General features: G+C 52.4%; 24 protein-coding genes. 8 read left to right on the forward strand and 16 right to left on the reverse strand.

Annotation, left to right across the window (positions count from 1 at the left end; translation table 11 throughout):
• Nucleotides 1-75 precede the first annotated feature (75 nt).
• Nucleotides 76-708, forward strand: a complete 633-nt coding sequence (locus tag OHJ21_RS14320; RefSeq protein WP_486020303.1) for a TetR/AcrR family transcriptional regulator — start codon at nt 76-78, stop codon at nt 706-708.
• 184 nt (nt 709-892) lie between these two features.
• On the opposite strand, the gene OHJ21_RS14325 is transcribed toward OHJ21_RS14320, so the two are convergent.
• The 12 genes from OHJ21_RS14325 to OHJ21_RS14380 form a co-directional block, all read right to left on the reverse strand.
• On the reverse strand, nt 893-1,558 hold the full coding sequence (locus OHJ21_RS14325) for an HAD family hydrolase (RefSeq protein ID WP_486021041.1): 666 nt from the start codon (nt 1,556-1,558) through the stop codon (nt 893-895).
• A gap of 2 nt (nt 1,559-1,560) precedes the next feature.
• The gene (locus OHJ21_RS14330; RefSeq protein ID WP_486020304.1) at nt 1,561-1,833 is read right to left on the reverse strand and encodes a hypothetical protein; all 273 of its coding nucleotides are present in this window, start codon (nt 1,831-1,833) and stop codon (nt 1,561-1,563) included.
• A gap of 308 nt (nt 1,834-2,141) precedes the next feature.
• Nucleotides 2,142-2,546 (reverse strand): RDD family protein, encoded by a 405-nt coding sequence (locus OHJ21_RS14335; RefSeq protein WP_100538291.1) that lies wholly within the window; start codon nt 2,544-2,546, stop codon nt 2,142-2,144.
• 37 nt (nt 2,547-2,583) lie between these two features.
• Entirely contained in the window at nt 2,584-2,871 is a 288-nt protein-coding gene (locus OHJ21_RS14340; protein ID WP_100538292.1) for a hypothetical protein, read from the reverse strand.
• A gap of 57 nt (nt 2,872-2,928) precedes the next feature.
• Entirely contained in the window at nt 2,929-3,579 is a 651-nt protein-coding gene (gene yqeK, locus OHJ21_RS14345; RefSeq protein WP_481856498.1) for a bis(5'-nucleosyl)-tetraphosphatase (symmetrical) YqeK, read from the reverse strand.
• 224 nt (nt 3,580-3,803) lie between these two features.
• The gene (locus tag OHJ21_RS14350; protein ID WP_100538294.1) at nt 3,804-4,217 is read right to left on the reverse strand and encodes a VanZ family protein; all 414 of its coding nucleotides are present in this window, start codon (nt 4,215-4,217) and stop codon (nt 3,804-3,806) included.
• A 23-nt stretch (nt 4,218-4,240) separates the two neighbouring features.
• Nucleotides 4,241-4,717: an NUDIX domain-containing protein gene (locus OHJ21_RS14355; protein ID WP_100538295.1), complete on the reverse strand. Its 477-nt coding sequence runs from the start codon at nt 4,715-4,717 to the stop codon at nt 4,241-4,243.
• A gap of 189 nt (nt 4,718-4,906) precedes the next feature.
• Entirely contained in the window at nt 4,907-5,827 is a 921-nt protein-coding gene (locus OHJ21_RS14360) for a Gfo/Idh/MocA family protein (RefSeq protein WP_486020306.1), read from the reverse strand.
• 274 nt (nt 5,828-6,101) lie between these two features.
• Nucleotides 6,102-6,440 carry a YrdB family protein gene (locus tag OHJ21_RS14365; protein WP_326113972.1) on the reverse strand — a complete coding sequence of 113 codons (339 nt, stop codon included), beginning with the start codon at nt 6,438-6,440 and terminating at the stop codon, nt 6,102-6,104.
• A 49-nt stretch (nt 6,441-6,489) separates the two neighbouring features.
• A complete protein-coding gene (locus OHJ21_RS14370) occupies nt 6,490-6,933 on the reverse strand; it encodes a DinB family protein (RefSeq protein ID WP_326113971.1) in 444 nt (147 codons plus the stop codon).
• Nucleotides 6,934-6,972: 39 nt separating this feature from the next.
• Nucleotides 6,973-8,064, reverse strand: coding sequence for a winged helix DNA-binding domain-containing protein (locus OHJ21_RS14375; RefSeq protein ID WP_326113970.1), 1,092 nt, complete (start codon nt 8,062-8,064; stop codon nt 6,973-6,975).
• A gap of 46 nt (nt 8,065-8,110) precedes the next feature.
• On the reverse strand, nt 8,111-8,899 hold the full coding sequence (locus tag OHJ21_RS14380; protein ID WP_326113969.1) for an ABC transporter ATP-binding protein: 789 nt from the start codon (nt 8,897-8,899) through the stop codon (nt 8,111-8,113).
• A 334-nt stretch (nt 8,900-9,233) separates the two neighbouring features.
• Between OHJ21_RS14380 and OHJ21_RS14385 the strand changes: the two genes are divergently transcribed.
• A complete protein-coding gene (locus OHJ21_RS14385; protein WP_486020308.1) occupies nt 9,234-9,983 on the forward strand; it encodes an MBL fold metallo-hydrolase in 750 nt (249 codons plus the stop codon).
• 22 nt (nt 9,984-10,005) lie between these two features.
• Here OHJ21_RS14385 and OHJ21_RS14390 read toward each other — a convergent pair whose 3' ends face one another.
• A complete protein-coding gene (locus OHJ21_RS14390; protein ID WP_486020309.1) occupies nt 10,006-10,968 on the reverse strand; it encodes an aldose epimerase family protein in 963 nt (320 codons plus the stop codon).
• 100 nt (nt 10,969-11,068) lie between these two features.
• Nucleotides 11,069-14,407 (reverse strand): tetratricopeptide repeat protein, encoded by a 3,339-nt coding sequence (locus OHJ21_RS14395; protein ID WP_486020310.1) that lies wholly within the window; start codon nt 14,405-14,407, stop codon nt 11,069-11,071.
• 169 nt (nt 14,408-14,576) lie between these two features.
• Between OHJ21_RS14395 and OHJ21_RS14400 the strand changes: the two genes are divergently transcribed.
• The 3 genes from OHJ21_RS14400 to OHJ21_RS14410 all read left to right on the forward strand — a co-directional run bounded on the left by OHJ21_RS14400 (nt 14,577) and on the right by OHJ21_RS14410 (nt 17,483).
• Complete coding sequence (locus tag OHJ21_RS14400; RefSeq protein WP_394054563.1) at nt 14,577-15,470, forward strand: AraC family transcriptional regulator; 894 nt, start codon at nt 14,577-14,579, stop codon at nt 15,468-15,470.
• Nucleotides 15,471-15,684: 214 nt separating this feature from the next.
• The gene (locus tag OHJ21_RS14405; protein WP_009589829.1) at nt 15,685-16,650 is read left to right on the forward strand and encodes a carbohydrate ABC transporter permease; all 966 of its coding nucleotides are present in this window, start codon (nt 15,685-15,687) and stop codon (nt 16,648-16,650) included.
• Nucleotides 16,647-17,483 (forward strand): carbohydrate ABC transporter permease, encoded by an 837-nt coding sequence (locus tag OHJ21_RS14410; RefSeq protein ID WP_486020311.1) that lies wholly within the window; start codon nt 16,647-16,649, stop codon nt 17,481-17,483. The genes OHJ21_RS14405 and OHJ21_RS14410 overlap by 4 nt, the downstream gene beginning before the upstream one ends.
• 33 nt (nt 17,484-17,516) lie before the next feature.
• Here OHJ21_RS14410 and OHJ21_RS14415 read toward each other — a convergent pair whose 3' ends face one another.
• Nucleotides 17,517-17,648 (reverse strand): hypothetical protein, encoded by a 132-nt coding sequence (locus tag OHJ21_RS14415; RefSeq protein ID WP_486020312.1) that lies wholly within the window; start codon nt 17,646-17,648, stop codon nt 17,517-17,519.
• Between OHJ21_RS14415 and OHJ21_RS14420 the strand changes: the two genes are divergently transcribed.
• From OHJ21_RS14420 to OHJ21_RS14430, 3 genes are all read left to right on the forward strand, one after another.
• Nucleotides 17,647-19,434, forward strand: coding sequence for a cache domain-containing sensor histidine kinase (locus tag OHJ21_RS14420; RefSeq protein ID WP_486020313.1), 1,788 nt, complete (start codon nt 17,647-17,649; stop codon nt 19,432-19,434). The genes OHJ21_RS14415 and OHJ21_RS14420 overlap by 2 nt on opposite strands.
• The gene (locus OHJ21_RS14425; protein WP_326113963.1) at nt 19,409-21,028 is read left to right on the forward strand and encodes a response regulator transcription factor; all 1,620 of its coding nucleotides are present in this window, start codon (nt 19,409-19,411) and stop codon (nt 21,026-21,028) included. Before OHJ21_RS14420 ends, OHJ21_RS14425 begins: the two co-directional genes overlap by 26 nt.
• Before the next feature lie 162 nt (nt 21,029-21,190).
• Nucleotides 21,191-22,480 (forward strand): ABC transporter substrate-binding protein, encoded by a 1,290-nt coding sequence (locus tag OHJ21_RS14430; RefSeq protein ID WP_326113962.1) that lies wholly within the window; start codon nt 21,191-21,193, stop codon nt 22,478-22,480.
• A 201-nt stretch (nt 22,481-22,681) separates the two neighbouring features.
• On the opposite strand, the gene OHJ21_RS14435 is transcribed toward OHJ21_RS14430, so the two are convergent.
• A complete protein-coding gene (locus OHJ21_RS14435) occupies nt 22,682-24,793 on the reverse strand; it encodes an alpha-galactosidase (protein ID WP_486020315.1) in 2,112 nt (703 codons plus the stop codon).
• Nucleotides 24,794-24,827: the final 34 nt, after the last annotated feature.

Consider the following 24,827-nt stretch of genomic DNA (forward strand, 5'->3'; position numbering starts at 1 on the left):
TTATTAGATATCACGTTTCCCAACTCATCCAAGGTGAATTCCTTGACTTTGAGTGAGTGCACACTCATAATACAAGTGGAACCATTACGAAGTCAACAGAGCGAGGGGATTATTTTGGATTTAAAGAGCAAGATCGCCGATGCAGCGGAGCTGGTCATTCGCACAAATGGATTGGCCAAAGCAACAACGAAAGAAATCGCCAGAACCGCCGGGTGTTCAGAAGGCTCGCTGTACAATCATTTTAAGAGCAAAGACGATCTATACCTTCACATTTTACGCGGACAATTACAAAATTTTATGCAGACACTCATATCTCTCAGAGATCTTATCGGAAAAGATACAGTACGCAGCAATCTGGAAAAAGTGGCTCGTGCGGGCCTATCGGATTATTATCAATCCATGCCTCTGATCAGTTCCATCTTCTCTGAGCCAGGACTGTTAGCACAACACAGGGAAGGTTTCACCACTCGGAATGAAGGCCCCCACCGGGCAAATGAAGCAGTTGAATCCTATTTGCTGGAGGAGCAGCGACTTGGGAGAGTATCGGAGCATGTTAAACCGAGATCCGTTGCGGACATGCTGCTTGGAAGCTGCTTCCAATATGCATTTCAATTAAACTTTCTAGGCCGCCCCTTATCTGATGAAGAACAGAATGAGTTTGTATATTCGGTGTTGGATACATTGTTTCTAGGGATGGGGAATAAATGACCGGAGAGCAACGGGTGGTAACAGAAGAATCGCCGCATACCAGAGTCCCTGTAAGGGACTCCCTGCCTCAGGTGGAAACATGAAGCTGTACAGCGAGAATAGGGTGACGCAGACAAATAAATTAAGAACTCATCACGTAGCCTCGGCCAACATTCCCGACAGAATGCCAGCCCTGCGGATGACCTCAATCCTCTCCTCGCGGCTGAAGATAACCTATAACTTCTTGTATATGCTGAATCTCGGCAAACGGAAAAACACCCATGCTGTTCATTCTCGCGATGTCCCCGCGATAGGCGATAAATGAAATTCCGGCGCTCTCGGAGGCCATACCATCCACCCAGGCATCTCCGACAGACAACCATTCCTCCGGCGATGTATGAGGGAAATGCTTCAGCACCTCCATATAACCATCGGGTGCCGGCTTTAACAATCCCATGGCCTCCCTGCCAACAATGAGATCAAAATAATGCGCAATCTTGTTCTCTTCCAGTGCGGCCATCGCTGCTTCCACCGCATTATTCGTCACAATGGCCAGATGCAGCTGCCCATGCAATTGCTGAACAAGCTCGCTTGCTCCCGCTTCAAGAACCGTACCCATCATCCCCCTCATCTCATGTTCCTTGGCAATATCCCACATCGCGTGACGAAGATCTTCCGACAGCAGCCCTGTATTCATGGCTTCAGCAATGATGGTTGAGGTGGTGTGGGTGTCCATGGCCAGACCTTGGGGCAAGATTCTGTGAAGGCATAAAAAGGCGTAGATGTCCCTCTTCATTGCACCAAAATCAATGCTGGAATGCAGCAGCGTATTATCCATATCAAAGACAATGCCTTTTATCGTAAACGCGATATCTAATCAACTCCAGTCATAGAAATGCCTTGAATTGCTGCCCCGTCAGGCAATCCAGATTTGGGTATGCTGATCAAGGATGTGACGCTTGCCTGACCAGGGTAACCCTCCGTCCCTTCATCCTGTTGGGATGCTAAAGTGATGTATAAGTGATTCTTTTCATTCTCTAGCTGTCCGCTAGCCATCTTCATGGACGCAATCCGGAAACCTCGGGCAGACGGAAGCTGCCCACCGCTGACCAGCAGATAAATTTCCTGATCCGTTTCCTTAAGCACCCACCCGCCGGGAGCCATATTTATGCCGTCATCATAAAGCTGTTGAATGACCGGGTCAAGGCACTCAATCGAACGGTACTCCCAGGTAAATTCCGGAGAGGTCTTGGTGTATAAAAGCTACGTGTAGTGGATTTGCAAATAGTCGATCTCATGGAGTATACGTTCTTCTTCCGTCGCATTTTGTACTTCATAGGAATCATTGCTTCTAGGCCCATGGCTCCCAGCAATCAACATCATTATAACAATCATGGTGAAGATCAGCCTTTTGCTGATACTTATTCGCATATACTCGTAAACTCCTTCATCTCCTAATCATGTACAACTTCCGTACCGGCGATAAAATCGTGCAGGGAACGCTTATCTTCGCGCATCGCAACCATAAATATGCTCACAATGAGTCCAATTCCAAACGTCAGTGCATACACAATTCCGGCTACGAGGTTGCGGAGCAGCATTGTTCCAATGCCCGGCGGCTCAAGAAAATCGAATTTGCGAATGCGGATGCCGCATATGCGCTTGCCAATCGTATAACCATTCCAATACACGGGCACCAGCATAGCATACAGACCGTAAATCAAATCGGAAATCCGCTCATTCTCAAAGTTTCCCGTGATAATTCCTGCAATGATGGATAAAGGAAGAGCAATAATTAGACCGTCCAGAAGATTGGCGCCTAGGCGGATCCAAAAGCCGGCAACTTGGTTTTCCCCCACTCAATATACCCCCTTAAAAAATCAAAATAACATTCAATTATGGACTCCTATCGGCGTTGTCTGGCTGGTCAATCTCCTCCCAGTTATGCTTGATCTTGTTCAGGTCATCCTTTAGCCATTTACGAATGATGGGGACGATGATGCATAAGATACCAATAATCAAACTGATGATGCTGAATATCCACGGCCCTTTTCCTATTTCCGATAACAAGTCTTCAAACGTCCTGGGGCTGTATATCCCCACAATCGCAGCTGTTAAATACCGGATACCGTACAAAAAAGCCGAAATACAGATAAAAATAATACCCATCGTTTTATGGTTCATAGTGTGTGTAGTCCTTCCTCTTAACGGTGCCGCACACAAAGCAAGCAGCTGCCATGATTATACCCTTTGGGCGATTAGCTCACTTCTGGCGGCGATTAACCACGGATGCACCAATTTCATTTTGTCGCGTTGATTCCATACATGGTCCAAATACACAAGCGCCGCTCCGTCTAAATCCAGATCGTCCAGTTTATTGCGCATGTCCGCTTGGTAGGCGTGATTGCCTTCAAGTTGCCATGAGATCTTATCCGCAACGAATAATACCTTATCCAATTGGCTCGCCCCGGCTTTTAACGTTGTATGGCATTCAATAGCGTTTAATATGTCCGGTGAGGTGCAGCCGAAGATGCGCTGAGCCATTTCCATGGAAAGCTTCTGATGAATGATCCTGATATATCGATGTTCCTCTTCCATAATGGGTAGAGACCATTCTTCCGCGGCCTCCTTCATTTCACTTACCGAAATAGCATTGCTGATATCATGCAGCAGCGCCGCCTGCCGGGCGGCATCTGGGCTTACATTAAATAACGGTGCGATGGCTAACGCCTCTTGTACTACATTCATGATATGCTCGAACGTTTCCTGCTCTCCATGCTTGATTAGAAAAGCTTCTACATCATCCCTTAGGTTATATGTAAACTCTATGCCACACGTCAGCTTACTAAACACGGAATCCCTCATCCTAGACCACACCTTTCCGCACAACATTTTCCAATCGCTCATATCATTGTAAGCTTCGGTTCCTGATCGAACAATAGTTATTTTCCACAATTCCCCATATTGGCGTCATCCATCTCATGTTGAGAATGTAACTTCTACACAACAAAATCAGCCACAAATAAAAAAACAGAATGACTTTCCTACATCGTAGTTAAGTCATTCTGCTGCCTGTTATACACGATTTTATGTATGATCGAAATATGCGGTTACGGTTATCTGCTCCTCGATTTCATGATGACCCCAAGCAAACCATAGCCCATGGTAACTCCTACCGAGTTCAACATAAAATCATCCACATCCAAGCTTCCCCGTCGCGAGAGCAGCTGTGTCATTTCGAGCACGAATAACCCGGCCAAAAAGTAAGCAAACATCTTACGAAATCGAATTTGAAATGCAAGCGGAATGAGTACTCCAAAGGGTACAAACACAGCGATATTCCCAACGATATTGATCAATGAGCCCAAGCTGCGAATCGGAAAATACCTTGTCATCGTCGAGAATGGAACCAGATTATAACTGAATTCCGGCTGCGTTGTCCTCCCGAATCCCCAAATCATCCAGTATGCTAACAACATGGTGTATCCAATGAGGAGGATCAAGGTGATCATTTTAACATGGGATTTCATGAAGGTCTCCTGTTAAACTGAATTCACACATATTTATCCAATACATAATCCTCGATCATGTCAATATTTCGGCGTTCCTGTGCGTACTGTTTAATGTGTTTCTTGATATTCGGATACAAAATAATGTCGTCCAGCTGCTCGAGCGGAATCCATTTCACATCGGTTTGATTCGGATCTGGCACAGCCGGAAGTTTGGGGGACGATCCTTCATGTGGATAACATTCAAACACGATGTATAGCGTATGAATGCCAGAACTGTTATCTCTAGACTGTTTATGCGGAGCATTCTCATACACAAAAGCAACAGGCCCAGTCTGCGCTTCCAGCGTGGTTTCCTCATACAATTCTCTCAAGGCCCCCTCTGCGATCGACTCTCCTGGCTCGGCCCCGCCCCCCGGCAAATTGTAATGCAATCCGTTCTCATCTACATACTCAACCAACAAAACATGCTCATTCTGAAAAACCAATGCTGTCGGTCTCACCCGAATATGATATGTCATCTTAACCACCTCTCCACACGGCTAACGAATAGCTGCTGAACTTCCTTGATCTGTCTATCATACAATTAACGAGGCTAATATGGAAATATTATGTATAATTGCAGGTCAAAAAGGTCATCAGGCGAGGCGAGTCACATCGACCTCCCCAACAACCTCCATCCCTCAGGGATTCACATGGCGTCTGTTCCGCTATCGTCCTGTTCGATCGTTATCATCCAGTCTCAGGGTTTCACCCGTTTCGCGGGAGACATTCGCCGCCTCCAGAAATCGAATGATCTCCAGCGTCTCAGATAAAGGAACATCCGAGACACCTGTCGTGAACATCCTCATGATCTGTTCCAGCAGACTCGCATAATAGGGTTTGGGATGCGCCATAATGTCCACAAAGCTGCTAGCCTCCACGCGATGAATGGTCATCCCAAAGCGATCATTACCTGCACGGTTGCCACGAATTATCCCGATCCTCCCGCCATTCCAAACCGCCGTTAATACCTCATGCAATTCCGTCGCGGCGACATGTACGCTTACGCAACCGGGTCCAAGAACGCGGTAAAGCATCTCCGCCGCGTGGATTCCATACCAAAAAAATCCCGGCTGTGTAGGTTGAAGCGGAAGTGGTCCGACACAATCCACGCCAATGATATCATCCACACCGCCCCGAGCCAGTTCATCCTGAAGTCCTTGTGCATATCGAAGAGACGAGCTGCTCATAACGGTAACCTGGAACTGCTCCGCCAGTTCGGCAATTTCCACTGCGTCCTTACTGCTCACCGCAAACGGCTTATCGATAAATACCATTTGGCAATGAGGAGCAATCGCGCGAAACAAGGACAGATGCGACCTTCCGTCGACCGCTTCGAGCATGACGGCATCGACCTGTTTGGCCACGTCTTCCGGAGAATCCAATATTTCGGCTCCCCATCCAGCGAGTTCCTTCGTATATCCCTCCACCCGGCTTATGCTAAGTTCGAAGTCTGGGGATCCTCCGGGAAATGCCGCTGTAACCCGTGCGCCGGGAACGTAATAGGGATGCGCCTTGTCATGCAGCATTTTCGAGAAAATGGAGACATGCGATGTATCCAAACCAATCATACCGATCTTCAGGGTCATAAGTTCATACTCCTTTACCTGCAGGATATTAGATGATAACGATGGCTTTTCCATTCGCTGCGTTACTGAGAGATATCAGCAGCCGGAACATAGGCTTTTCTAACAATCATCATATCACCCTGAACGACTAAAGGACGTGACTTTAATTCGTCTTTTAACCTAAACCTGGATCCGACACAAAAAGACCGCCTCCATCTGTTTATCAGACGTTGGCAGCCTCCTAGCGGACTTATAAATGCGTCGTGCAGTTGTATAAGGGGCAATTCCAGATACTCTACGGCTGCATCCTCCATCTTATCACGATGAGGCGGTTGACCAGAGCCACAAAAGCAAACACAATGGCAAACGTTATAAAGCCCGAGGATACCTGGCATGCCACCGCGGTTGCAAATATAAGAAATTCGATAAGCAGCACCACGGCAAGCGGCAGCTTGATCCTTGCTTTCGGAGAGATGGTCATGCCCCAGATGACGGCTGCAAGCAGTGGAAGCCCAATACCGAGTGCAACCTGTGCCATGAGCCCGGAGCCATAATGGAACCCCCAGTAACCTATCGAAAATAATAGAATCAATTCCAGGATAAATCGGATAGCAAGATTCAGCACTTTGAACATGGTGGGATACCTTTCGTTTCCTGTTGTATTCCTACTGTCAATGCTGTAATCACAGCTCGATTTGCTCCATGTGATGGATCATATGATCCACATAATCGTTAAACAACCACTCCAGCGTGACCTCCGTTTTATCGGGCAGCACACATTTTTTCTGGAAATCAGACGAATCTGCTTTTTGCATGACACGCAGAATCATCCAGTTCATCTGCTGCCACAGCGACAACACTTCCGATTGATCATATTGTTCCTGGTAATCGTTCACCCGGACCCAATCGTTCTGCGCGTACCCTTGAATGGCAATCGGATAATCGGAGAGCAAAATTTTTACAAACCGGATATGGTTATTGACTGCCGAATCGCATAGGTGACCCAGGATCTCCTTCTTGGACCATTTATCAGGCGCAAGCTTCAGATTGAACTCCACCTCATTTGTCGCCGTTACAATTTCAGTCATTTCGGCAATCAATGATTCCAATTTCATGATTGACTCCATCATTATCTTCCTCCTAAGAGCTCCTCTCAGCCGATAGGCTTAGAGAGCTTGATTCCATTCTATTCGTGTCATCGGCATTCCAACGAAATCGCTATATTGCTTGGCAGCTTCCATAAACTCCTCTTCTCGATCGTTCCTTAGCGTGAACGGACTAAACGTGATTTCGATGCCGCTGCGCTTGATTTCCCGCTTCCAGACACCGACCACTTCGCCGCCTGCCACCATCATGGGTTGAAATACCCCGTTGCGATGGGGAGCGATCTTCGCATCGTGCTCTGTCTCTATGATCGCGCTGCGGTCCTTGTAACCCAAGTAATATTCATCAAAACCTGGAAGCAGAACCACCGAATCCGTATCAGCGGACACGGCCGGCGCAGTAACAGAGCTCCAGTATTCCGTGCCGTTGACAAAATCTAAACGAAGATTTGATTTGACCGCCTCAAAGCCTCGTTTAGCTTCCGTCAGCGTTAACCCGACCCACCACGCAAAATCCTGAATCGTTGCGGGTCCGTGACCGATAAAATAACGAAGCGCCAGCTCCCCCAGCGATTCTTCGAGCGTCAGCTCCCTTGAATTCGGGACCCACTCATCGAGCAGCACGAAACTCTGCTGTTTGCCTTCATGCGGACCGAAACAGATCATGCCTGTCCGTCCCAAATATCCAAGAATATAATAACCGCGGCCGTTCTTGGTGCTGATCCCCGCTTCCTCCAGCAGTTCCATCAGTCTGGGACGGGATACGGGTGTGCAACCACTCAGCGCGTCGCCAATTATTGTTCGGCATCGATGGAGCGTACTTCCGTCAAGCTCAAGTTCGGCCTGCTTCTTCTTATCATTCGTAAGAAAACGCGATTCCGTCAGCTTCACCATCCACTTGGCGTCCTCGGCCGGCACAAAAAATATCGTCCCCCGCATCGGCCAAGTTAGCACGATCTTGCGATCGATCATGGCCTGCTCTACTTCGGACAGCTTGGCAGATTGGGTACGGAGACCGATTCCCCATACCGCTTGATGATAATCCTGAGCTTGCACCGCGCCGAGTCCTCTGACGACTTGCTCCGGACTCTCATGCTTCATGCCGATTATCCCTTGATTGAACAGCCTTCGATTCGCTATGATTCGACTTGGCACAATGGTCACTCTCCTAGGTCATGAATATCTCGCGAGCTTCGAGCCTTCATTTTAAATCCGGAATGGACATCCAGGCGCGTTCGTTCTGCCAGCTGACCTCAACCGGCGTCTCAAAAAACGAGCTCAAATTGTCGCTTGTCAGCATGTCCTTGGAACGCCCCTTCCCGAATACGGTGCCCCGGCGGATGAGCAAGGAGTGCGAGAAAATCGGCAGTATTTCTTCGATATGATGCGTAACGAACAGCAGGGTCGGCGCATCAGGCTTTGAAGCCAGTGCCGTAATGCTGGACAGCAGCGCTTCCCTCGACAGAAAATCCAGTCCGTTACAGGCCTCGTCCAGTATCAACAGCCTGGGCGAAGCCATAAGCGCCCGGGCAATCAGCAGCTTCTGCTTCTCCCCTTGCGAACAAGTCTCATATGTACGACCCAGCAGATGAATACAATTAAAATCCTTCATCAGCTGCTCGGCCTGTTCCCGGTCAGCTTCATCCACCTTCTGATAAAGGCCGATCGAGGCGTGTTTGCCGCTAATCACGACATCCAGCGTGGATTCGCTCGGCCGGATTCTTTCCTGCAGCGAGGAGCTGACCCAGCCTATCGATTTACGCAATTCTCTTAGATCCACCCTGCCAAAACGATGCCCGAGCACCGAAACCGTACCGCTGGTCGGCCAGATGTAACCATTAATCATATTCAAAATGGTGGTCTTTCCGGACCCGTTCAGCCCAAGAACCGCCCAATGCTCTCCTTGCTGTACGGTCCAATCCACGCCTGTAAGAACGGTCTTCTGCTCCCGTTTCCAGGTTACGTTATTCAGTTCAATCGTCGTGTTCATCACTGCTCCCTCTCCTTCTTCAATCTGCTGCGAAATTTCGTTTCTCTTTTCAAGGATTATACCAGCAATTACATATTCCTCAATAAAAAGATGAAATCCAGCCTTGTGATCAGGCTACGATTTGGAATCAAGCGATGAATGCCAGGCTGGACATTTCATACCTAAACGAGGATTCTAGTCAATAAATTATATATTGACAAATAATTATTTTTGTGTTATGATAAAATATTTATCTGTTTACACAAATTTGTTGATTTGATAATCTACTTCTGCTCAGTCTTCTCTGGATGTTGAAATCGGGAGAAGAAATCCCTATATAGTGGAGGTAAGTAACATGTTAATCGATCAAGGCATTGCCATGCTGGAAATTTCCGCAGCCATGATGGGACGTATTGAAACGATCCACCCGACGTTCCTCTGGGATCATCAGAATTTGGTGCTTATCGATACCGGCTATCCCGGCCAGTTCGCGCTGATTCAGAAGCAGTTATCGAACATCGGGTTTTCCGTTCAGGACGTAAACAAAATTATTATAACACACCAGGATTTGGATCATATCGGCAGTTTGCCGGCCGTTATCCAACATAGCAAGCGAGCCCCCGAAGTGTTCGCCAGCGAAATCGAAAAGCCTTATATCGAAGGCGATACAAGGCTTGTCAAATTATCGCCCGAGGCTATCGCTCAAGCTATGGCATCGCTGCCGGACAACGTGCCTACAGAGTGGAGAAACGCGTTTAAGCATACCCTCGAGAACCCTCCTACAGCCCCTGTGCATCGTATTGTGCGCGACGGCGAGGAGCTGCCTTTTGGCGGCAGCATTATCGTGATCCATACGCCGGGCCATACCCCCGGCCACACCAGCTTATATCACATACCGAGCAAAACCCTGATTGCCGCGGATGCGCTGAACGTCAGGGAGGGACAACTGATCGGGCCGGATCCGGCAACCACTTTCGATTTGGCGTTAGCCCAGCTCTCTTTGCAGAAGCTCACCCACTATGACATCCGTAACGTGATCTGTTACCACGGCGGATTATTTACGGACAATCCCAACCAGCGCATTCGTGAATTGGCTTATGCTTAAGCGTTTGTTGGTCCACTTTTGGTCATGAAGGCTTCCCTTGTTTATATCCATCAATCCAGCTAATCTCAAGGTACCAAGTATACGTGCCGCCGGCCGGCACTTCGGCCGCTGCCTGACGATGCATGGCATACGAGAGATCATCGAGTTGCCCCGTCGCAGGCTCCAGCGCAAGATGGTACTGTCCCTGATAACCGCCATAGTTCGCCCAAACCGCTAGATAAGGCACCTGCTCTTTAGGAAACGTCATGCGGAGTCCTTCCCTCGCAAGCGGATCGTAAATGGAGGCTGTCCCCTCCGGCAGCTCGCCTGCAAAATAGAATTTCTCGGCAGTTGCTTCAAGCCTGCTCTCGGTTCGATTCAAGCGAATATGGGGCTTTTCATCCCATGGCTGCGGCCAAGTACGAATATCGCCGGATTCTCCCAATCGACCGTTCGCCGAGTACGATACGATGATCTCACTCAACTTATCTGGAACGATGATCTCAATGCCTTCATTGATCTGAAACAACGGATGTGCTGCCCACAGGAAAGAGAATGGGAACGGACTCGAATTATGAACGGCATAATCGATCCGCAGGCTATCTTCACGGGGGAAGGAGTAGGTTTTGCGCAGCTGATAAGGGATTCGGATTCCCTGTACGCTGCAATGAAGCTGTTCTTGTTCGCCGCGCGCCTTCCATGGAATGGCCCATACCTCGCCATGATCCGGAAGCTCCGTTCCTTCCCATGGATACGCGGGATACCGGCAGTCATTGATCGTTGGAAACATTTCGTCCCAGCCGCTGCCGTCCCGCTGTCCAAAGGAGCTTGCATACCCGTTCGTTTCCAGAGCTCCAGCAGGCTGCACCAGCCATTCCCGGCCAGTCTTTCGATTGCGAAGCGAGATGACCCTGCTTCCGAGTTCAGGAACCAGGACCATCTCCATAACCTCCGTGCGCCCTGTCCAAACCTCATATCCATCCAGCATCCCTTTGCTCCAGATCATCTTCGTCATCCTCCTCCGTTATAAGTCAAAGGCATTACCCGGAATACACAAATGCTCAAGGACCGTTCATACCGGCCCTTGAGAATAAAGTGTCAATCTTTTACATCAACGTCTTGCAAAGCGACAAATGCAACGCAGCTCCTTGATGGTGAGACTCCAGCTGCAGCACCTCGCGGAACAGCTTCTCCGCGGACTGCCGGTCACCGAGACCAAGATGCCCAAGCCCCATCATGTAGCGGCAATGAATTTCGTTTCTTCGGTCCAGATCTTCATCAAACACCAGGAAGTCCGGCAGCGATACAGCAAAGTAATCGATGCTCTGAGGCTCGAATATATGCTTCTCCCCGTAATCGATCAGCTTGTTAAACCGGCTGCGGGCTTCATTCTCTCGGCCCAGCCTCCGCAGCGCGGCCCCTTGATAAAAAATCATGTGCGGCGGCTGATCGTTGTAATACATTGCACTGGTCGGCTCATCCAGCCCCTCCGAAGCTTTCAGGAAGTACGCCTCCGCCTCTTCGGACAAGCCCAGCCCCTCATATGCGCAGCCCAGGTAATAGTCAATGTTGTTCTCCTGCGCTCCCGTGAGTTTCCCTTCATTGATGTTGAGCGGATACTGCTTGGCAGTAAGGAGCTGCTCTATGGCTTCCTCGCAGTGACGCTCCTGAAGCAGCTGCTTCGCCCGCTCCACACGGGCCAACACATACTGGGCCGGAACCTTGCCCTCGCCGCCTTCCCATGGGTGAAAGTTGCGTTTCAGAATCAATGCCAATGCCTTCTCATAACGATTCAGCGTATTGTGCAGCGTCAAATATTCCAGATATAAATCGTCACGCTGCTCGACCAGCTCCATGTGCTCCTCCATCCTTTTCAAGCGATCGGCTGGAGTATGACCGAGCTTTTTATACAATTGGTCCAGCTCGTAGAAGACCCTGGCGTCCGCCGGATTCAGCGAGAAGGCGGTTTGCAGGGATGCCAATGCTTTATCGCGGTCCTGCCTCTTGTTATAGTAAGCGAGCGCCAGATTCCGATGCGGCGTAGCGAAGCTGCCATCCAGAGCAACGGAAGCTTCCCAACTGCTTATGGCTTCCTCGTAGCGCTTCTTGTCGTACAGCAGATTTCCTAAGTAGTACATCGCCTTCGCATCCTGCGGCTGAACGCTGAGCGCCAGCTTTAACGTCACGTAGTCATGCAGGGAATTCGGGAAACAGTACGACGGATCGGCTTCCGAGGCCAATCGGTAGCAAGCGGATGCCTCTTCCGCCCGGTTCATCTTCATGAGTGCACTGCCTTGGTAGTAATAAACCATTGGATAGACAGCAGGTGCCGTAAGGCGTTCGAGGCGCTGCAGCACATCCAAAGTGTCGCCATATTGGCCTGCATCCGCATAGTCCTGAGCAACGGCGATATAATTATGCGGATGATCGCGCAGGAGCTGGACAAGTGATTCGTAAGCATGACGGCTCTTGTCCTCTTGCTTCAATTCTTGATATACGGCTGCCAGCTCGTTCATCGCGCCCGCATCCATAGGATCCAGCTTCAGCGTTTCCTCAAGCCATAACGCGGCATCCGCCAAGCGCCCCTGCCTCCTTAAAATGATGCTCTTCAGATGCCGCGCTTTATAATTACGGTACTGGGCAGCCAGGGACCGTTCGATCAGCTCGAACGCCTCCTCATATTCCTGCTTCTCGCAGGCAATCTGGGCTAAAGCCAGATATCCCGCCCCTTGCCAAGCCCCCGACCAGACCGACTTGTACAAATTAGCGTACGCTTCGTCCAAACGCCCCTGCCATTTCAAGGCTTTGCCCAAATGATAGAATGGTTCGCTGTCATAGGGCCGGGCATTGTGGCGGGTCAAGGTTTCAATGGCTTTTTTAAAATAAGTCTCACTTTGCGTGAAGCACCCTCTGCGCAGCAGGAGCAAACCATAGGCATTGTTCAGCCTGACGTCTCCGGCATCGCGCCGAAGACCTTCTATATAATAGGCTTCCGGTTCATAGGTTGCGTGCCTGTACTGCTCCAGATGCTGCCCTGCCAAGAACAGCGCTTCGGTATTCTTCAGCTCCTCCGGCTTGCCAATTGCCGTGGCCGGGTCCGGCGTCCTCTCCAAGGTACGCGGCTTGGGCTGGTAAGCGACCAGTTCTCTGCCGTCCTCAGCGAATACCGCCACCCGCACATCTTCTTCCCTGACACCGGGATCCAGTTCCATCTCGGCCTGGAAGGTGTCGGCTGGCGACAGCTTGACTTTCCGTTCCAAATAGGTGCGTCCCGCTCCGGTCACCAGGATGCGAGCCCCTTTCCTAACCGAGGTGGCATAGACATGGACAACGGCCTTATGGTCTTGAACTTCGAGATTTACGGCGGCATCAATGGACGCGTTCTTCACCAACCCGATGTCTTTATAAGGCATGAAGTACTGTTTGAAGCTTTTCTCCTCATACGGTGCCAGCCAGGTGAAATCGGGCTGGTTATCGGTATACACGCCGATCATGAGCTCGATGTACGGGCCGTCTTCGTCGGTCAAGTTGCGATCCCAGGCTTGGCCGAATTCGCCGTGCCCCCATGTCCACTGTTTTTTGCCGGGGGATATATGTTTATTGGCGACATGCAGAATCCCCGCTCTCAAGCCATGGTCATATCCGCCGACGAAATCATAATCCGAATGATAAGCCATATAGGAAGTCGGAACGGGAATGTTGCGGTACATGGAAATATCGACGCCCGCCGAATAGTCCTGCTTATAATACGTGCCGGTGGCGATCGGGAATTTGGACACGTCCCGTTTCCCGTGGTCGAACACCGCGTGAACATCCGGCGGAAATACGGACTGGGTATGATCGTTGACCGCTACGGCCGGATTCGCCCACCACAGAAAAGTCTGCGGCTCCGAGGTCCGATTGTACATCTGCGCGTGAATTTCAAGATACGCCTTGCCCGGATACAACGTGAAACCGGTAGACACCTTCGTGCCGTACATCCGGTCGATCTCGCCGACCCATACCGTCTTGCTGCCATCCGGATGATTCTCAAGTCTCCACTCTACTTCGCCATAGGTGTTGGGCCGGTGATGCTGCGGCCAGTTGAACTCGATTCCTCCTGATATCCATGGACCTGCAAGGCCAACCAAAGCCGGCTTGATCACTTGATTGTGGTACACAAAATCATAGTTGTTGGTTTTATCGATGGCCCGGTAGATGCGGCCGCCAATCTGCGGCATGATCTGAATCTGCACGTAATCATTTTCAAGGAAAATGATCCGGTAGGGCTTTAAAACTTTCTCATCGTAAATTTTATCGATGACCGGCAGCGGATAGACACGCCCCGAGCTCCCCTGATACACCCGTTTCTCCAAAAACATCGGGTTCAGGTCCGGCTTCCCCACTTCATACGTGGGAATCTCCACGGTCTCTTCCCGTACGCTCACTTGCAGCTGTTTTGTCATGATTCGTCATCCCTCCATTGATATCAGCATTGGCTGCTTCATGTCTCTATTTTATAAGCACGTCTGCACGCAGAGCCATTGACGATATCATGTTCATGATGGATTATATTCTGATTATCTTGCTCTCCATCAGGTTGACAAGGCTGCCGTCCCGATACATAGTAAAACTATGGATACCATACGAAAATCAGACGGATTCGAGTCCCAGAAAATCATTGTCCTCCCGGATCATATTATGAAAGAAGCGGCCCGCCATCCGCTTGTGGAACCGCTGCATGTAACCGACATCGGGTACTTTCCGCGCGCGCTGCATCACTACCGGGAACGCCCGGAGGGCAGCGGCGCATACATCTTAATCTACTGCGTGGAAGGTGAAGGCTGGTACCGATTGAACGGTGGCAAAACCTATCAGCTGCTCAAGGGACAGGCGATCGTCCTCCCGCCGGATTTGCCGCATGAATATGCATCCTCGGAGCTTCATCCTTGGAGCATTTACTGGTGGCATATGAAGGGTACGCATGCGGGCCTATTATTTGAAGGCTTTAGCCATTCGGCGGAACCTGCCGTCCTTCCGGTCGACCAATCAAGGAGCATCGTGGAGCTGTTTCAGGAAAGTTACGAGCTGCTGCAAAAAGGGTATACGCTCAACCATATCATCCATGTCTCGCAGTTAGCCGGCCACTTGGCGGCCGTCATCCGCCTCGCCCGGCTCCAACCGCAGCGGGGGCAGGATCAGCATAATAAGCATGACATGGAGCAGACGCTTCGGTTCATGGCCGAGCATCTGGAGGGCCATGTGAGCCTGAAGGAGCTGGCGGCCTACGCCAATCTGTCCATTCCGCACTTCACCTTCCGGTTCAAGGAAGCGACGGGCTACTCCCCCATCGATTACTATCTGCGGCTCAAAATCCAGCGAGCCTGCCAGCATCTGGACCTGACCGGCCAGAGCGTCAAGGAGATCAGCCATCGTCTCGGCTTCCAGGACCCCTACTACTTCTCGCGGCTGTTCAAAAAAATCATGGGAAAATCCCCTTCCGAGTACCGAGATACCCGGAAGGGGTAGGTCACTTATTGCCTCTTAGCTGCAGCGCGTTATTCGTAACGTCGCTGCTTGTTCTTTTCCGGCGTCGTTTCCTCGAAGGACGATGCCCCTGCACTTTCTCCCGAACTCGCTCCTTAATCATTCAATTATGAAAGAATTTGTGCATCTTTCGCCTACAGGCCCGATTTCCATCAGGATACAATGGGAGCTATCAATAGGCGAGAGGTGATTAATCATGAATGCACAAACGGTACAGTCGTCGGACAAGGCCGGACTGTACAAGGGCATGAAAGCGGTTGCCAAAACACTCAAAGGGCGCTGGAACGCGCCGATAGCCGGCTACCTGTTCATCGCCCCCTGGCTGCTGGGCTTTCTTATTTTACAGCTGTGGCCCATTATCCAGTCCTTCTATCTATCCTTCACTGAGTATTCGCTGCTGGAGCCGGCCCGCTGGATCGGGCTTGAGAACTACCAGGATATCGCTCAAGACCGGCTCTTCTTCAATTCGCTGAAGGTGACATTTCTGTACGTGATCGCTTCCGTGCCGCTGAAACTGCTGGTCGCGCTGGTTGTAGCCCTGCTGCTGAACCGGAACATCCGGGGCATATCCTTCTACCGGACGATCATTTACCTGCCGTCCCTGATCGGCGGAAGCTTGGCGGTGGCCGTGCTGTGGCGCAATATTTTCGGCCTGAACGGCTTCATTAATCAGCTCGCGATATGGGTCGGAATCGCCCCCAAAAACTGGATCGGCACCCCCTCCACCGCCCTCGGCACCCTGGTGCTGCTGACGGCCTGGCAGTTCGGTTCATCGATGATTATTTTCCTTGCCGGGCTTAAACAAATCCCAAGCGAGCTGTATGAGGCTGCCTCCGTGGACGGGGCCTCTCCGCTCCGCAAGTTCATCCGGATTACCTTGCCCATGTTATCCCCGGTCATCCTGTTTAATCTGATCATGGGCATCATCAACGCATTCCAAATGTTCACTTCGGCTTTCGTGGTCACGAATGGAGGACCGGTCAATTCAACCGAGATGTTTGCCCTGTTCCTGTACAACAAAGCCTTCGGATCACTGCAGATGGGCTATGCCTCGGCCTTGGCCTGGATACTGCTTGTTATCATCGGCATCGCCACGGCCCTTAATTTTATCGCGTCCAAATACTGGGTCTTCTACGAAACCGAAACGGAGGGCCGCAAATGACAGGTGCTCATAAAAAACAAAACTGGCTGGTCCATGTGCTGATGATCGCATTCTGTTTTGTGATGTTTTATCCCGTGCTTTGGTGGATCGGCGCCTCCTTCAAATCAACGCCGGAAATCAGTCTGCCCACTCTGTTCCCCAAAGTATGGTTGTGGCAAAATTATACGGAAGGCTGGATGGCGCTGCCCAAGTATACCTTTACACGCTTCTTTATGAACAGCCTCAAGCTCAACGTGGCGACCACGATTTTACACGTCATTTCAGCCAGCCTGGTGGCTTTCGGCTTCGCGAGACTGTCCTTTCCGCTGAAGGGGTTATGGTTTTCCATCCTATTGATGACCCTGATGCTTCCGGGACAAGTCACGCTCATCCCGCAGTATACGATGTTCCATTCCTTCGACTGGATCAATACGTATCTGCCGTTGATCGTCCCGTCGGCCATGGGCGGAGCGTTCTTTATTTTCCTGCTTGTCCAGTTCATCCGCGGCATTCCGCGGGAGCTTGATGAGTCGGCAAAAATCGACGGCTGCACCTGGTTCGGCATTTATTTGCGCATCATCATGCCGCTGACCCTGCCGGCACTCATCACGGTTACGATTTTCTCGTTTATTTGGGGCTGGGACGAATACTTTGGGCCTCTGATTTATCTGAACACCGTGGACAAGTATACCGTCCCGCTCGCGCTCAGGATGTTCATCGACTCCCAGTCGGCCGTTCCGTGGGGGCAGCTGCTTGCCGTATCCCTGCTCTCCGTTCTGCCGCCGGTGATCATTTTCTTTCTGGCGCAAAAGCATTTCGTGGAAGGGATCGCCACATCCGGGCTGAAAGGTTAAGGTTCAGAGCGGTAAACGGATAGCTGTGCCGCGTTATTTCCAGCTCTTCTTCAGGTAACGGTTAAGCCGGACAATCGCGATCATCCGGCTTCCGCCATCATGGGCATTGAGGCAGCATTGCGAATGCTGTGTCCTCATGGCTTCCAAAGGAAGGGGAAAACGCATGAATCCGTTTCGCACGTTCCGCATCGATTACGTTTTTTTCTTCAGCTTTGCCGGTTTTATCGCGATCCTCATCACGATTATGATGATTGTCAGCTATCGGTTCTCAGCAGATGAGCAGGCGGACAGCGCCTCCAAGTACCAACAGGCGGTGCTGCGGCAGCTCAACAAACAGCTTACCGACCAGATGAGCGCTGTGGAGCAAACCTCGCTCGCCGTGTCCATCAACTCGCCTCTGGTCAACTATGTAACGATGAAAGGAGATTATTATGAACGCAAGACGGCCAGGGACGAGCTGAACCGGGATTATTTGGCGCCGATGCTGAACAGCTCGCGCTCGATGTTTTCCTTTCAGATTTATATGAGCGATCCGCTTCAGGTCGATCCCAACGCCAACATTCAGTACCTCCCGCTCGCCTCGGCCAGCCGGGAGAGCTGGTATCCGGCCGTCGACAAATCCGATTTTCTCTGGATCGGCCAGCGGGAGGTCGGTTCGCCGCAGGGAAAGCAGCAGGTGATCAGCTTTGTCCGTAAAATCACAACGCTGGACGGTGTGAACCGGGGAATTCTGATCATCAATGTCCGGGTTAAATTTCTGCGGGAAATTCTGACGGAAGACAACTCCTCGGCCAGCCGGCTGCTGCTCGACTCCGGCGGCCGGATGATCATGCACACCCGGATTGCTCCGCCGCCCGGGGAAATCAATGCCATCCTGGAGCGGGTCAGCGGGGACACCGGCCATGCGCATCAGCTGCTGGCCGCCGCCGGCTCACTGCCGGAGAAGAACATGCTTACCGTGTGGTCCCGGACGTCCCCGGGCAGCTGGATGCTGGTGGAGCTTACGCCCTGGAAGGAAATCACCAGCGGGAGTGTCCGCCTGGCGTGGACAATGGCCGTGGTGGGAGCCGCCGCCATTCTGCTGTCCCTATTCTTCACGTTGTTCCTTTCCCGGAATTTCACACGGCCGATCCGGAGGCTGGTTCAGCTGATGCAGGCGTTCAATCCAGGGAAGCGCGGGCAGCCGCTGCCGACGGAATACCGCAACGAATTCGGCAGCCTGTTCAGCGGCTACCGCAAGCTCACCGAGCGGATCGAAACGCTGTATCAGTCGCTGGAGCAGCAGTATAAAGCGCAGCGCGAAGCGGAGATTAAGGCGCTTCAAGCGATGATTAACCCTCATTTTCTCTACAACACCCTGGATCAGCTGAACTGGATGGCGCTTGAAGCCGGCCAGGAGAAGATCAGCCGCGTGCTCGAGCTGATGGGGCAGATGTTTCGCATCGGCCTGTCGGGCGGCGAATCCATGATTCCGATTCAGGAAGAGCTTCTGCATGTTGATTGCTATCTGAGAATCCAACAGTTCAAGTGGGGCGAAGGATTGGAATGGCACATCGATTGCCCGAAGGAAGTACAGCATCTGATGATTCCGAAGCTGACCCTGCAGCCCTTTGTGGAAAATGCCATTATGCATGGTTTTCATGGCAGACGCCAGGGCCGGATCCATCTGACTTGTACGGTAGAAGACCGAGGCATCCGGATTTGGATTCGGGACGACGGCATCGGGCTGCGTAAAGACTGGAAAACGCGAAAACGCCATCCGACGGGCGGATACGGCATCCGCAACGTCACCGAGCGCATTCAGGTTTATTTCGGCCCGCCCTTTGGCGTTTCGCTTCGCAACCGTACCGATGCGCCAGGCACCGAAGTGGAGATCTATTGGCCCAAGCTGAATCAGCAGCGCAATCACGAAGGGGGAAGAATACATGTGGACCATCGCAATCGTGGATGACGACCGGCAAGTGCTCGGCGGCATGTCCCGGCTGATCCCTTGGGAGCAGCTCGGAGTAAGGCCCGCCGGGGAGGCCATGGATGGCGAAGAAGGACTGAGGCTGATTGAAGCAAGCCAACCCGACATCATCATTACGGATATTTATATGCCGGTCATGAACGGCCTCGACATGATCGAACAGCTCCGTAAGCAGCAGTACACCGGCAAAATCATCATTTTGAGCGGGTACTCGGATTTTGACTACGCTCGTAAAGCGCTGCGGCTGCAGGTCGACGATTATTTGCCCAAGCCGGCCTCACCGACCACGATCCGCGAGGTGCTGCAGCGCGTCACCCGCGAGCTTGCGGAGCGCCGCGCGCTGGAAGACAGGGAGCGGGAGCTTCAAAACCAACTCATGGAGTATGAGCCGTATCTGGAAAGGGAATGGGTCAAATCCGTCCTCACCGGAGGGACTTCCTCCCCGTTGACGGATCCCTCCCGTATGCTGGAGCGGCTCGGGTGGAAGAATGCCCAATATATGATGCTGGCCTTGGAAATCAAGCGGCAGGGACGCATGGAAGGCATCTCCGTCCGGGATTGGCACCTGTTCCGTTTCGCCGTAGGCAACACGGTGGAGGAGCTGGCCGGGCAGGACGGGCTGCGCAGCTATTTCCTGGAGCTGCATAGTCACCATATGGCACTGCTGCTGTATAAGCCCCTCTCCTGGCCGACGGAAGCGTTCCGCTCGGAAGTTCTGGCGCTGGCAGGGCGAATCATTTCGTCCGTGCATCGATTCCTCAAGGTCAAGCTGCACATCGGCGCCAGTCTTCGCAAGGACGACTGGCTTGCCATCTCCGACTCCACCGAAGAAGCGTTTCAAGCACTCGCCGAGCGTCGCGAACCGGATGTCGCCCTTCCCTGTGTCTACGTATATAACGAAGGCGGCTATCGTCGTTCAGCACCCCGGAACGTGCGGCCGGTGCGGTTCTTCCAGGAGATGGCCGACGCCGTGCGGACCTTTGACGAGCCCAGAGCGCTGCTGGCGCTGGACGACTTCTTCCGCAAGGACGGCGGCGCGGCTCAGCTCCAGTCCGACGAGCTTGCCGCCATCGGAACGCAGCTGTTCGCCATCCTCTCCTTTACCCTGTACGAGTCCGGCATCCGGCTCGACGATGAGATATCCCTTACCGAATTGACCAAAGAACTGGGGCAATTGGAAGATGCCCGGCAGTGGAAGGCATGGGTAGCGGAAAAAGTGAACCGAATCTGTTCGCGTTACACGCCGAATGAAAACCTCAAGCATAAGGAAACGGTCGATTATATCATCCAATACATTCATGAGCATTACGCCGAGAACATCCATCTTCAGGATGTGGCCGACCAGGTCTATATCTCCAAAAACTATCTCAGCACCTTATTCCGCCAGTTTACAGGTGAAACCTTTGGCGATTATCTAACCAGGGTGCGAATGGAAAAAGCCAAGAGCATGGTTCTCGAGAAAAAGCTGCTGATCGCCGAAATCGCCGAGCGGGTCGGTTATCGGAATGTTCCCTACTTTACCACCCTGTTCAAAAAGCATACCGGACGCAGTCCCACCGAGTTCCACAAAGCCTAAACGGATGGTCCCGTTTACTCCTGGCGACTGAGCATCTCGCCCCCCTTCATTCGATCATCGTAAAATACTGAAATGATTTGTTGATTTGTCCCCTACGAGCAGGACCCTGGACTTGGTACGGTAAAGGAAGAAGATCAGTTACTTAAGGGAGGTTCATTTCCAATGAGAAAATCATGGCACCGTCTCGCCGCCGGCGCTGCGGCTGTGCTGTCACTGTCCCTGGTTCTTTCCGCCTGCAGCGGGATCAAGAAAGAAGAAACCGGATCCGCGGTGTCGGGAGACGGCAAATCCATCAAGCTCCGAATCATGTGGTGGGGCTCTCAGGCCCGGCATGACGCAACTCTGAAAGCGCTTGATCTGTACTCTGAAAAGCACCCGGGTATCACGTTCGAACCGGAGTATCAGTCGTTCGACGGGTATCAAGACAAGCTGTCGACCCAGTCCGCGGGGAAAAACACGCCGGATATTTTCCAAATGGATGCTGCCTGGTTCAACGATTGGGCGTCCAGCGGACGGCTGGAGGAGCTCTCCTCCATTCCGGCGGACCATATCGATAAGGTGCTGCTCGAGACAGGCACCTACCAGGGCAAGCTGTACGCAATGCCGCTTGGCAACAACGCCTGGGGCATGGTGTACAACAAGACGATGATGGACAGCCTCGGCGTTCAGCCGCCGAAGACATGGGACGAATTTTTCGCCATGGCGCGCGACCTGAAGCCGAAGCTGGCTAAGGACCAATACCTCACGCGGGACCTGACCGCGGATGGCGCATTCTACATGTCGTATCAGCTGAGCATGGGCAAAGGCTTCTCCATGAGCAAGGACGGAAAATTCCATTATGACGAGGCTACCTGGAAGGATTGGATGAACAAATGGGCGGAGCTGCGCAAGGACCAACTCGTAACACCCCCTGACGTGACCGTGTCGGATAAAGCGCAGGACGCGCAAATGGACCTGCTCATCCAGGAAAAGATTCTGCTTCGGGGCGCGCATGCCGCGGAATTCGGCGGAACGGATGCCTTAAAACCCGGCGTGATGGCGTTAACGACCCAGCCGGGGGGAACGCAGGCCGGCGGCTGGCTGAAAGCCTCCATGTACTGGAGCGTCAGCCCCAACAGCCAATATAAAGAAGAAGCGAAGGAGTTCATCGACTGGTTTGTCAACAGCGAGGAAGCCGGAGAAATTTTGGGCACTTCGCGGGGGATTCCGGTCAACAAAACCGTAGCCGATGCACTCCAGCCCAAATTTACGGACGTTGATAAAAGCTCCCTCGGCCTGATTAACGAGGTGTCCAAGGACGGAGCCGCATTTGACCCCGGCCCCGGGAATAAGGGCGGCTGGGCCAACTTCACGAAGGAATACGATAACATCACGCAGTCGATCATGTTCGGTAAAATCAGCATCGACGAGGGCTGGGACCAGATTGTCAAATTGAGCAAAAGCCTGGAGTAATCCATGCCGTTAAGCTGTTGTTTTTGTTTGGATAGAACCGCCACGCGGAAGCGGTGGCACACCAAAAAGCACCTGAACGTATCGGGTGCTTTTTCTCGCGATCTAATATCATGCATAACATTGAAGTTAACATGGAAGGCAACGGCAAAAAAACGCCGCATTGTCTATTAGACAACGCGGCGCTTTCTATTTTAGGATATCTTATCCCTGTTTCAGAATGCGATACACCAAGCTGTCAAAATCCCCGCGCAGCGGCAGCTCAACGCCGATGTTCATGAGTGCCCTGCCGCTCCACGTACCTTCAAGCCCCTCGATGCCATACGACTGATCGGCTTGCAGTCCGGTCAGACGCAGTCGCGGCAGCGGTTCGCCCAGCTTCTGGCTGTGCAGGAACGCAAACAGCACGTTGTCGCTGCCGTCTTCGCTGCCGTACTGCACAGCCGTTACGCCTTTATGCCGAATCGAGTCCAAGCGATACTGACTGCCGAACTGAACCAGATGGCGAATGGATTTATACTGTGCCACATATTCGGCCGATTCCGCAATCAGCTCATCGCTCCACTCATTCAGGTTGGAGCCGATGCCGAGCGTTCCCATCATGGCGCTGTGGAAGCGGTATTTGAGGGAGACCTGTCTGCGATTCATCCCTGTCGGCGACTCCGTCACCCAGCAGGTCATCATCCGCGGAGCATACGTGTACGAGAAGCCCTCCTGAATGCTGAGGCGGTCAAAGGCATCCGTGTTATCGCTCGGCCAGGATTGGTCGGCATACCGGAAGATGCCAAGATCGATGCGCGCTCCGCCGCCGGCGCAGGTTTCAAACGCCACATGCGGGAACTTGCGCCGCAGCTCCGCCCAAATCTCGTACAGGCTCTTAACGTGGCGAATCCAGATCTCCTTCTGGCGGTGAAGCGGATGATCCTTCATGCCGGGTTCGGTCACCGTCCGGTTCATGTCCCATTTAATGAACTTGATGTCATGCTTCTCCAGCAGGTCCGTCATAAACTGCACAATGTAAGCCTTAACCTCCGGCTTCGAAATGTTCAGCAGCAGCTGATTGCGAAGCTCCGAGCGCTCCCGCGTCTCGAAATGGTACACCCAATCCGGGTGCTCCCGGTACAGATCGCTGTCTGGATTAACGGCCTCCGGCTCTACCCAAATGCCGAAATCCATACCCAGTTCATGCACCCGGTTAATCAGCTCGCCCAGACCGTTCGGGAACTTCTCCCGGTTCACGAACCAATCGCCAAGGCCTGCGCGATCATGGTTACGCCCGCCGAACCACCCGTCGTCCACGACGAATAATTCCACGCCCAAACGCGCGGCTCTTTCGGCCAAAGCCATTTGATCCTTGGCATTGACATCGAAGTATGTTGCCTCCCAAGAGTTATACAAGACCGGTCTCGTTTGGCTGCCCGGCAGCACATCCGAGTATTGATAGCGATGCAGCTGCCGGCTCATCCCGCCAAAGCCGCCGCTGCTGTATCCCCCGACGAAGCTTGGCGTATCGAAGGCTTCTCCCGCTTCCAGCACCCACTCGCTGTCGAAGTCATTGATGCCCCCGGTCACCCGGACATGCTCGAACACCGTCCGCTCGGCCGTGATCTTCCAGTTCCCGCTCCAGGCCAGCGCGCCGAACCAGACCTGCCCCGCCGACTCCGTGGCATGTCCGTCATCCATCGCAAACCACGGGTTAGCGTGGCTGTCCGTAAAGCCCCTGCGGGATTCCAGCACCTTCTTCCCTTCGGTGAGAAAGGTTCTGCGCAGCTGAAATTCGCCGGACCATTTCCCGGTCACGTGCGTAAGCCGGTAATCCGCCAGATAGGGGATGACCCATGCCGCGGATTGCGTATTTTCCAGCACGATATCCGCCTCGCCGCGGTTGACGATCCGGGCTGAACGTTCGATCAGGTCGCACTCGGGAATCGCCCGGTAGGACAGTTCCACTTCGAGCGGGTACGCTTCGTCCTTCAAGACGATGACTAGCGTCTCCCTGCCTTCCGTCTGCAGCGTGCGGTGCCCGGCATAACGAACCGCCAAGTCGCGCACGCCATCCGGCATGCGGACCTTCAGGCTGGGCTCGCTGTATTTGACGCCGCCCCAGAAGCTGTATTCCTCCACCTCCGAATGGACTTCCGCGTCAAACGAGCTGTGGGATCTCGGCCTCAGCAGCGGCGCAGCGTCTTCGATCGCGACGGACTCCCCCCAGTAGAGATGCTGCAGATTGCCGCTGTCGTTGATGCCGAACAGATAGGAGCTGTTATCGGTTTGTATCGCAAACACGCGAAACTGTTCTTGGTATTGAATGTTCACAGAATATCATCCTTCCGATTCGTGTTGATCTGGT

Origin of the sequence: Virgibacillus sp. LDC1 (genome assembly GCF_025792345.1) — a bacterium.
Classification (GTDB): Bacteria; Bacillota; Bacilli; order Paenibacillales; family Paenibacillaceae; genus Paenibacillus_AQ; species Paenibacillus_AQ lautus.